The 10,347-nt window shown below is 43.9% G+C and carries 8 protein-coding genes; all 8 read left to right on the top strand.

Translation table 11 applies throughout. The features are described 5' to 3' along the window. Positions 1-255 precede the first annotated feature (255 nt). Positions 256-753: a hypothetical protein gene (locus UF75_RS22425; RefSeq protein ID WP_156146565.1), complete on the top strand. Its 498-nt coding sequence runs from the start codon at positions 256-258 to the stop codon at positions 751-753. A gap of 18 nt (positions 754-771) precedes the next feature. After that, on the top strand, positions 772-2,871 hold the full coding sequence (locus tag UF75_RS22420; protein ID WP_045576763.1) for a hypothetical protein: 2,100 nt from the start codon (positions 772-774) through the stop codon (positions 2,869-2,871). A 515-nt stretch (positions 2,872-3,386) separates the two neighbouring features. After that, positions 3,387-4,550: a branched-chain amino acid ABC transporter substrate-binding protein gene (locus UF75_RS22415; RefSeq protein WP_045576762.1), complete on the top strand. Its 1,164-nt coding sequence runs from the start codon at positions 3,387-3,389 to the stop codon at positions 4,548-4,550. Between the two features lie 123 nt (positions 4,551-4,673). Further along, positions 4,674-5,594, top strand: coding sequence for a branched-chain amino acid ABC transporter permease (locus UF75_RS22410; protein WP_045576761.1), 921 nt, complete (start codon positions 4,674-4,676; stop codon positions 5,592-5,594). A 3-nt stretch (positions 5,595-5,597) separates the two neighbouring features. Continuing rightward, on the top strand, positions 5,598-6,554 hold the full coding sequence (locus UF75_RS22405) for a branched-chain amino acid ABC transporter permease (protein WP_045576760.1): 957 nt from the start codon (positions 5,598-5,600) through the stop codon (positions 6,552-6,554). 95 nt (positions 6,555-6,649) lie between these two features. Then, complete coding sequence (locus UF75_RS22400) at positions 6,650-7,420, top strand: ABC transporter ATP-binding protein (protein WP_045576759.1); 771 nt, start codon at positions 6,650-6,652, stop codon at positions 7,418-7,420. Beyond that, entirely contained in the window at positions 7,417-8,133 is a 717-nt protein-coding gene (locus UF75_RS22395; RefSeq protein WP_045576758.1) for an ABC transporter ATP-binding protein, read from the top strand. The genes UF75_RS22400 and UF75_RS22395 overlap by 4 nt, the downstream gene beginning before the upstream one ends. Before the next feature lie 19 nt (positions 8,134-8,152). Next, positions 8,153-10,347 (top strand): pyruvate formate lyase family protein (locus tag UF75_RS22390; protein ID WP_045576757.1); only part of this gene is annotated, 2,195 nt, incomplete at its 3' end.

The following is a 10,347-nucleotide window of genomic DNA, read 5'->3' as shown; positions in this document are numbered from 1 at the left end:
GCCAAATTAAAAAAATAGGGTAAGTTCTAATAGCTATGGTTTATCCAAATTCTAGGTGGAATAGAGTCTATTTATAAAAATAAAGCCAATAATTCCTGAGGGTAAGGAAATTATTGGCTTTATTTTTTTGTGACGAAATTAATGTCGAAAATAGACTAAATAAAATAATGAATTTAAATTCAATTCTTGAAGGAGTATTCACTAGTAATGTGGAATATCAATATTGGGAATATTCAGAAAAAGGGGGTGAATTTATTGAAACGAGGAATTGGTCTTGGGCTAATAGTTGCGATTATTTTTTCTGCCTTTGTTCTGCTCAAGGATACCCTGGGCATGAGTTCGTTCTTTATGGCTGCCATCGCAATGGCAATGTATGCAGTACTGGGACAGGTTGGGGACTATTTTAAAGCTGGGCTTTCGATGCTAGTTGGAGTAATCGTTGGTTTAGCCGGAATTCTTGTCCTTGCCACCAAAATGCCGCTACCGCCAAATAATACTGTTTATTTAGCTCTGATTTGTGGTTTGTCACTGTTCGTATTAGTCATCATATCTACTATAGGACTTAGAGTAGACGCAATGTTCCTAGGGTGGGCAGGCTATTTTGCCTCAGTTTGGAGTATTTATACGACAAACGTATCTGCACTAGCAACTGAGGCTCTATCAGCAGCAGTTGGGGTAAGCGTAGCATTACTACTAGGCTTGATTATGGCTATTATTGTTACAAAGATTGACAGGGCAGTCGTGAATCATTAAAAGAGAGGAGGGGAGAATTTGAGAAAGTGTAAAACACATAGTTACTTGGCATTGTTTTTAACTCTATCCCTGGTCTTAGCACCTGGTTTATCAGCCTTAGGTGCCAGCTCAGTTGATCCAAAAGTTCAGGATAATGAACTAGTCATAAGTACTTTCAATGAACAGGGTGAAACCTCTAATATTCAAGTATTAACACATTTGCGAGCATTTGGTAGTGGAGTTGCTACCATTACAGAGGACCAAAACTTTAAGACTAGTTCAGTTAGAAACCTCTATGGTAAAGAGAAATTATCGGTTAAAGATAATAAGCTGAGTGTCAACGTTAATATTGATGATAGTGGTTATGGCGATGTTTACTACATGTCTGATCTAGATAAGTCGGACATAGCGAAAGTTAAGATGCCGGTCAGTGTAAAAGTTAGTTACTATTTGGATGGACAAAAAACGGAGGCATCTAAACTAGCTGGTAAAAGTGGGCACATTAAGATCGTTACTGAACTAGAAAACCTGACAGGTGTCAAGAAAAGCTTGGACTATAAAAATAGTAAGGGTGAAATGGTCAAGACAGAGGCCGAAGTTTTTACACCGTATGTTGTATCACTCTCCGGCTGGGAATTTGATAATAAACTATTTTCCCATGTCGTTGCCCCCGGAGTTAGCGGAAAATCGGCTGAAGGGGTTGTCGTTGATGTACAAGGTAAAAGCACAGTGTCCTGGAGCGTACCTTTAATACCGCCGGCTTATCCCGCAGCGCAATACACAACCCTAGAAGCGGACGGCAAGAATATTTCGTTACCTTCCTTTAAAATTGCGGTCGTACCGGTAATGCCTACGACCTCAGCCGAAGATACACTTGGAACAGTCCAGACGAGTCTAAGTCAATTGTATAGTGCTTTTGGGCAAATTGAGGAGGGCGTTGGTGCACCCAATAAAGATGCTTCCTTACTTTTCGGACTTACCTCTCTGAAAGAAGGATTGAGTGAACTTAATGGAGGAATTGTTTCGCTGGGTGAAAAAGTTAAGCAATTAGTTAGAGGAGTTTCCAATTCTAGCTTTGATATGACTACGTTTGATGCTACGAAGGGTGTCGATGCTAAAGGTAATAAACCCGGGGTGAGAGAAGCTGTTAAGATGGGTAAAGCTGCTCTGGATGCCCAGGTCCTCCCAGCAATGGAGGGGCAGAAACAGGTTTTAACAGGGATGGAGGCTGCGATGGGTAAGCCAGGGACAGATCTGGTCCAACCTGCTGCCGCAACTAGTTTGTATAATGATGTTACCTTTCTCAACGGACTTGTAGGTAAAGCGGGGACGGATCCAGTCCAGCCTTCTCCTTCCACCAGTTTGTATAATGATACCGCCTTTCTAAAAGGAACTATAGCTAAGCTTTTAGAGGGAAGCCCATATGCCTCGTCGGTTAATGATATTATCGACAAGGCCATGGTCCCCAAAATTACGGCCAGTGGCAAAATCATTGGCGAGGCCATAACTCCTAAAATTGGAGGTATTGGTAACAACCTTTCTGTTCTTAAAAGCGGAGGAAGCCTTATTACTCCTTCGGGCCCAGTAGCGTTTCCGGCTAGTATTAACACAGTTCAGCAGGGTCTAAAGTCTTTGTCAGGTGCAATGGGCCAGACGGATGCAGGATTAGGCCAGATTAGTGCCGGAATTGGCCCAATTGACGCCAATGGTCAAGCAGTTAAGGTTATGGTCGATGGTAAACCAGGTACCATATTATATGCACTTTCCTATTTTAACAGCTCGATTGAGGGCCAGGTGTTACCTGGTTTAGATCAATTAATAGCTGGTTCCAGTAAAATTGGAACTGGGTCAGGGCAAGCTAAAGCGGGAATTAGTGCTGGCTTAGATAAAATGTTAACCGCACCGGCGATCATCAGCGCTCTGAAAGACAATGCTGCTCAAGCAGATAGCTTCCTAGGTAAACCAGAAGGGGCTAAGGGCACGGTAGCGTATGTTTTCCAGACTCCACAGATCAGCAAGCAAGCAACTGTTATGAATTATGGTTTGGGAGTTATTGTTTTAGCTTTAATAATTTTGTTTGCAGTTGGCCGTCCTACTAGAGTGATAAAATCCGTTCAAGACGCAAGTCTAAAAGTATAAACACTATTCTTGATTTAGATGGGGTTTTACCCCATCTAAATCTTAGACGATGTTATCCAGGAGCTAACTGCCACCTATCCCACCTAAAGAAGGGGGGGATTAGTGGCAGTTAGCTATCGGCTTATTTGTTAATAAGTTACTGCTATAAAAAGTATATTTCTATATATGACAAGCGCTAAAAGGGTATGTTGTATTATCTCTTGTTATAGATCAATACTTATTGACAGAGTCTGTACTGGACTTTATAATCAAACTACATGAGGGAACTGATAATTCTAATTATTGGTTCCTTAAATTGGGTTATAACTAAAAAGTCAAAGGTCTGATAATAACTTAGAAATTCTGCTTAAAAAGCTTAATTGAAAGGAAGGATTCTAAGTTATTTTGACTTGTATGATATTACTTTTCTTTCTGTGGACCAGCTCAAAGGTTAGAGGGTTATAAATAGGGGGTGAGGCGTAGGACGTAAACAATGATGGAATGCTACATATTAAAAAGAGGAGGGGTAATTTATAATGTCTAGAAAATTCCTTAGTCTGGTTACGGTCACATTTCTCGCCTTGGCGTTAAGTGTAACAGGATGTGGTACGCAACCAAGCGCACCCAGTACTCCTAGTGCACCGAGTGCACCTACGGCAAGTGGCGGAGAAATCAAAATTGGTTTACCTTTACCTATGACAGGCTCGGAGGCTACTTACGGTAAAGATATGGAGAATGCGATTAAATTGGCTGTGGATGAAATTAATGCAAAAGGCGGGGTCAACGGCAAAAAGCTTACGACCATTACCGGTGACGATGCTTGTGATCCACAACAAGCGACTGCAGCTGCTAATAAGCTCGTTTCAGAAGGGGTAGTGGCGATTGTCGGCGGTTATTGTTCAGGCGCGGTCGTCCCAACATTAACAATTTACAATGAAAAGAATCTACCTTATATCGTTGAGGCGGCTAATTCATCCAAAATAGCCACTCAGAATCCGGGGAATACGTTTGAAATCAACGGTACAGCCGTGCACCAAACCCAAAAGGCTGTTGAGCTCTTCAAAAAGTTGGGTGCAACTAAAGTTGCGTTAGTAGAACAAGGGGATGCTTATTCCTCTGATTTGGCTAACCAGACAGAGAAGGCTTTGAAAGCAGCTGGGAGTACAGTTGTTTCTCATGACGTCACGACTAAAGGAGAGCAAGACTTTTCTTCTTTAGTTACAAGCTTAAAATCTAAAAATGCTGACTTGGTTTTCTGGACAGCTTATTATGCCGATGGTGCACTGTTAATTAAACAGTTGCGTCAAGGTGGCTATAAAGGTGCAATTGTCGTTGGAGATGGAAGTAGCGATCCTAAACTTATTCAAATGTCTGGCGCAGCTGGAGAAGGTATATATGTACTCTCCCCTCCAGTTGCTGAATATCTGCCAGCCGCGAAACAGTTTGCAGATGCTTACAAGGCTAAATACAATCAAGCTCCAGGAGCTTATGCGCCATTGGCTTATGACGGTATAAACTTGCTGGCAGATGCTTTAAAACGGGCAGGAGGTACGGATGGCAAGGCAGTAATTAAAGCCCTGACTGATACTTCAGGCTTCGCTGGATTGGCAGGCAAAGTGGCCTTTGCTACAGACAAGACTTTAAAAGAAAGTAACTTCATCGTGCTTCAAATCAAGGGTGGTAAGTTCGTTTTACAATAATTAGTACTAACGATCTCTAAGGACGGCTGGGGAGTTTTCTCAGTCGTCCTTAGGCAACCGTAGGATACTTAAATTTTTAGACAATCTTCTTTGTAGCTTAAAGAGGGCGAAGGGGTGCACGTCATGTCGTTGTTTTATATCGTTATTCAACAGCTCGTCAATGGATTAATTCTTGGGTCTTTCTATAGCCTAGTCGCACTGGGCTATTCTATGGTTTACGGTATTATTAAACTTCTTAATTTTGCTCATGGCGATATTTATATGGTGGGAGCGTTTGTAGGGTTTGGTGCTCTCGGAATTTTTGGTAGCATATTAGGTGTCGGTTGGCTAGGAATTACGGTGGCGTTATTAATAAGCATGTTTCTCGTGGGTCTTTTGGGCATGTTGGTCCATAGGATTGCCTATCAACCGCTCTTGAATAAACGGGCACCGCGTATGTCGCTGTTAATCACAGCGGTAGGAGTGTCTTTTACCTTATTTAACGGGGTTATGGTGATGACCAATGGAGAATACAAAGCGTTTAGTACTAGCCTAGGTTATGAGGGGATTAGTCTGGGACCCGTTAATATTACCTATACGCAAATTATTATGGTTGTGTCAACGGCGATTTTAATGCTCGTCTTGTATTGGTTCATCAACCGTACTATGTATGGTAAAGCTATGCGGGCAATAGCCCTCGATCAAGACGCCTGCCGTTTGATGGGTATCAATGTGACGAAGACTATTAGCTTGACGTTCTTTGTTGGTTCGGCTTTGGCGGCCGCTGCAGGGGTTATGGCGGGTGTCTATTATGGCAGTATTCACTTTTACATGGGCTTTATCATTGGCTTAAAGGCCTTTACCGCTGCTGTCATCGGTGGAATCGGCAGCATTCCTGGAGCAATGCTAGGTGGCCTAATCTTAGGACTGTTGGAAACGGCTGGAACCCAACTTCCTTTCGTTGGATCCGCCTGGAAAGATGTCTTTACCTTCGGGATCTTGATCCTATTACTAGTTTCAAAACCGACTGGAATTTTAGGTAAAAGCGAGATTGAGAGGATGTAGTGGATGGGTAATTCTGTAGGTTTAATAGATCGTCTAAAGGAAAATCTGGGTGGTAAAAAAACTCGCGGAGTTGCACTAGCAATACTTTTTGCTGTTGTTGCCCTCCTTCCTCTTTTTGCCAATAACTACATAGAAGAGGTTATGACCAACACCTTTTTCTATATTGTTTTAGCTTTAGGATTAAATATTGTGATCGGATATGCTGGGTTGGTTGACCTGGGTTATGCTGCATTTTTTGCGGTTGGAGCTTATACAACAGGAATTTTCATGAAAATGGGTTTGGATTTCTGGTTTACCATACCGATTTCGATCGTCTTTTGTATCATTGCGGGAATTATCATCGGGGGTCCTACCTTACGATTGCGCAGTGATTATTTGGCCATTGTCACTTTAGGCTTTGGGGAAATCACCCGGATTGTGGCGCGTAATCTTAAAATTACGGGCGGGGCGAGCGGTCTGGTCGGTATTGAACGACCTACTATATTTGGACATAAACTCTACCAAATTACGGATTTCTATTACACATTTTTTATCTTGGTTATCTTAGCCATTATTATTGCCATGCGGCTTCATAACTCTCGACTGGGGCGGGCCTGGCAATATATCCGCGAAGATGAAGATGCAGCTGAGGCGATGGGGATTGATCCAGTCAAGACTAAGCTCTATGCTTATATGATTGGTGCTGCCTTTGGAGGAGTAGCGGGAGCATTTTTTGCCGTTAAGATGACTGCTATTTCGCCTGAGACCTTTGCCTTTACTCAATCAGCGATGATTTTATTGGCAGTAATTCTTGGCGGAATGGGCAAAATTCCTGGCGCGATTCTAGGGGCTGTTTTTTTAGTCTTCTTCCCGGAAATATTTCGAGAAATTGGTCAGACGCGGATGCTCGTTTTTGGCATTTTGCTGGTTATTATTATGGTTTTCCGACCACAGGGACTTTGGCCACAGCGAAAGAGTTAAAATTCATTCTCTTAAGTCGAATGGGATTATCGACTCATACCAGTTGTGAATCCTTCCTATAATAGCCGGATCTTGAAAAAAAGGGATGAAGTAAAATGTCTATCTTAGAAGTCAAAAAGTTAACCCTTCGTTTTGGGGGGTTGACGGCTGTTAGTAATCTAAGCTTCGCCGTTGAAGAGAATTCAATCATGAGTCTGATTGGTCCAAATGGGGCAGGTAAAACGTCTGCTTTTAATTGCCTGACAGGTTTTTATAAGGGAAGTGAAGGGGAAATTCTGTTTAAAGGGCAAAGTATCTTTAAGCAAAAGCCACATAAAATCACTAAGCAAGGTATGGCCCGGACTTTTCAAAACTTGCGTCTATTCAAAGATATGACAGTCTTAGAAAATGTCATGTCCGGCATGCATAGTCGTACTTCAGCAGGGGTTTTTGGAGCGATTTTAAGACTGCCCAGTCAGATTCATGAAGAACAGAAGATTAGGCAGGTCAGCGAAGAGTGTTTGGAGTTCGTTGGCATTTTGGATAAGAAGGATCGTTTGGCCCGCAATTTGGCCTATGGAGACCAGAGACGAGTGGAGTGGGCCAGAGCCTTAGCCACTCAGCCGCAACTTCTGTTGCTCGATGAACCTGCGGCCGGGCTTAATCAAGATGAGAAAGAACAGTTAGTTAGCTTAATCCGCCGAATTCGAGATGACTTGGGAATTACGGTGTTGTTGATTGAACATGATATGGGACTCGTGATGAAAGTCTCGGAAAAAATTGTGGTCATTGACTATGGTCAGAAGATAGCCGAGGGGACGGCAACAGAAGTTAAGAATAATCCGAAGGTCATTGAAGCCTACCTGGGAAAGGAGGATGAGGAATGAGTGACCTAGCTCTCGTCCTGCGCGACTTAGAGACTTATTACGGTAAAATTCATGCGTTAAAAGGGGTAAGTCTTGAAGTGCCCCGAGGGAAGATTGTTACTTTGCTTGGTTCAAATGGCGCCGGAAAGAGCACAACCTTAAAGACGATCTCTGGTTTGATCCAGGCATCCTCAGGAAAGGTTGAGTTTTACGGTAAGGATATAAGCAAAGAAAAAGCCCATAATATTGTCAGCATGGGGTTGATCCATGTGCCGGAGGGGCGGCGGGTTTTTAAGGACTTAACCGTCAAGGAAAACCTGGAACTGGGTGGTTTTACTTTAAAAGATGAGGCACAGCGCCGAAAAGGAGTAGAGCATGTCTTTGAAGTTTTCCCGCGCCTTAAAGACCGTCAGAAGCAAAGTGGCGGAACCTTGTCCGGGGGAGAACAACAAATGCTGGCGATCGGACGCGCCATGATGACAGAGCCAAAATTACTCTTATTAGATGAACCATCTATGGGTTTGGCGCCGCTGATAGTCCAAGATATCATGAGAATTATTAAACAGTTGAATAATGAAGGCACAACGATCTTACTGGTGGAACAAAATGCCAAAATTGCCCTAAAATTGGCGGATTATGGGTATGTTTTAGAGACCGGTCAAGTAGTCATGGAGGGAGATAGTGCCGAGCTGAGGCAGGATGAGAGAATTACTAAGGCTTATCTTGGGGAGTGAGCGGAAAGGAGGGGTCGATATGTCTCGGACAACTCTGAAACCGAACTACATGGAACGCATCAATCGACTGAAGAGTAGAGTCCTAAGAACCCGTCCGGAGATGGACCTTGAGAACGCTAGGATTCTTACAGAAGGTTTTCGGGAGGCTGAAGGGGAACCGTTTGTCGTTCGGAAAGCTAAGGCATTTCGTAAACAGTGCAGGGAGAAGACGATTAGGATATGGGAAGATGAGCTGATCGTCGGGAGTTCCGGGAGCAAGATGCGTGCTGGTATTTTGTGTGCTGACACTTGCTGGTCCGTGCTGGATAAGGAATTAGAGACGATCAATGAACGCCGTTACGATCCGTTTCATCTAAAACTTGAAGATCGAACGATTTTCGAAAATGTCATTCGCCCTTATTGGAAAGGAAAATCCACTTACGAAGAGTGGCTTGTCCAGATTCCTAATGACACGCGTCAACTGCGGGACAACGGAGTCGTCTACATCGACCGTAAGGCTGTGCGCGGCTGGGGTGAGACGACCGCCGGATATGAATGGCTGATTCGTGAAGGAGTTTCGGGAATCTTAAACGTGGTGGAGAAAAGGAAAGCAGAACTCGACATCACCATGCCGGGCGATTATGAAAAGGATTATTATTTAGAATCCCTTTTAGTAGTCGGGGAAGGGTTGATGACCTTAGGGGAGCGCTATGCTACGGAAGCAGAGCGTCTAGCGTCTCTGGAAAATGACACCTTGAGAAAAAAGGAACTTTTAGAAATTGCTGAGATATGCCACCATGTTCCTGCCAATCCTGCGCGAACGTTTCGGGAAGCCATACAGTCCTTTTATTTTTATCAGATATCCATCTTTATGGAACAGAACGCCGCAAGTTATAACCCAGGCCGCATGGATCAGTATCTCTGGCCTTATTACAAAGCAGACCTTGAAGAAGGACGGATTACGCCTGATGAGGCTCAAGAACTTCTCAATTGTCTTTGGGTTAAGCTCAGCGAGCCCTGCCTCTTTCAGGACGCTGTGACCGCGGAGTTCGCCGCAGGCTATCCTATGTTTCAGAATGTTTGCGTTGGAGGAGTGGATAGTAATGGAAGGGACGCTGTCAACGATCTTTCCTACTTGATCCTTCAGGCAACTATGGATGTCCAACTCTATCAACCTTCTCTATCGGTTCGCTATAGCCTGGCTAAAAACCCCAACCTTTTTTTGAGAAAAGTGGTGGAACTCATCCGTCTCGGAACGGGATTCCCCGCGTTCCACAACGACGATGTCGGCATCAAAATGCTCATGAATAAAGGAATTCCTCTCAAGGAGGCTTTTAATTGGAATCCGTGCGGCTGTGTTGAAACGAACTTAGAGGGCAGATTACGCCAGTATACGGCACTAGCCGACATCAATCTGGGGAGTATTATTGAGTTTACGCTTCTGAATGGGAAAAACAGGAAAAGTGGACAATATATATCCAAACGAACAGGGAATCCAGTTGAATTTGAAACCTTCGATGAGTTTCTATCCGCAGTAAAAGAGCAACTTAAATATGTGACTCGTGCCGTTGTGAAAGGGAGCCATGTGCTCGATGAAGTCTGTATGAATCGCCCGTCTCCTGCACTTTCGTTCACCTTTAAGGAGTGTATCGAAAACGCCAAGGATTATGCTTGGGGTGGCTCGAAGTATAATGCTGGAAATGGAATTATTCTGATTGGCGTAGCGGATCTAATCAATAGCATTGCCGCAATAAGGCATGTTGTCTATGAAACGAAACAAGTCACGATGGTGCAACTTCTAAAGGCACTGGACAATGATTTCGAGGGCGCGGAGGAGATCCACAAGCTTTGTTTGGACTCGCCTAAGTATGGCAACGATGACCCGATGGTCGATGATATTGCCGGAGATATGTTTACTTTTATCGCCGATGAAATCGAAAGCTACAAGAGCAAATTTGGGCGTATGACTCCTGGAATTCTTCCGGTGTCTGGTAATACCCCATTTGGTCTGGAGGTAGGAGCACTCCCCTCCGGTCGCCACGCTTGGAAGCCATTGGCAGATGGGGTTAGTCCGAGTGGAGGAACGGATTTTAATGGACCAGGTTCAGTGCTGAAGTCAGTGGCGAATATTCCTCACGCCCGCTTCGTTCAAGGGACTCTATTGAATATGAAAGTGGATCCGGAAATGCTCTCCACCGAAAATGGGATCACTCAGCTAATGGCCTTGCTGAAGAG

It is taken from the genome of Desulfosporosinus sp. I2 (assembly GCF_000960765.1).
Classification (GTDB): Bacteria; Bacillota; Desulfitobacteriia; order Desulfitobacteriales; family Desulfitobacteriaceae; genus Desulfosporosinus.
This window is presented reverse-complemented; position numbering and strand designations above follow the sequence as displayed.

Coding starts and splice junctions, on each gene's coding strand:
- UF75_RS22415 (WP_045576762.1), top strand. CDS start 3,387: ATGTCTAGAAAATTCCTTAGTCTGGTTACGGTCACATTTCTCGCCTTG.
- UF75_RS22410 (WP_045576761.1), top strand. CDS start 4,674: ATGTCGTTGTTTTATATCGTTATTCAACAGCTCGTCAATGGATTAATT.
- UF75_RS22405 (WP_045576760.1), top strand. CDS start 5,598: ATGGGTAATTCTGTAGGTTTAATAGATCGTCTAAAGGAAAATCTGGGT.
- UF75_RS22400 (WP_045576759.1), top strand. CDS start 6,650: ATGTCTATCTTAGAAGTCAAAAAGTTAACCCTTCGTTTTGGGGGGTTG.
- UF75_RS22395 (WP_045576758.1), top strand. CDS start 7,417: ATGAGTGACCTAGCTCTCGTCCTGCGCGACTTAGAGACTTATTACGGT.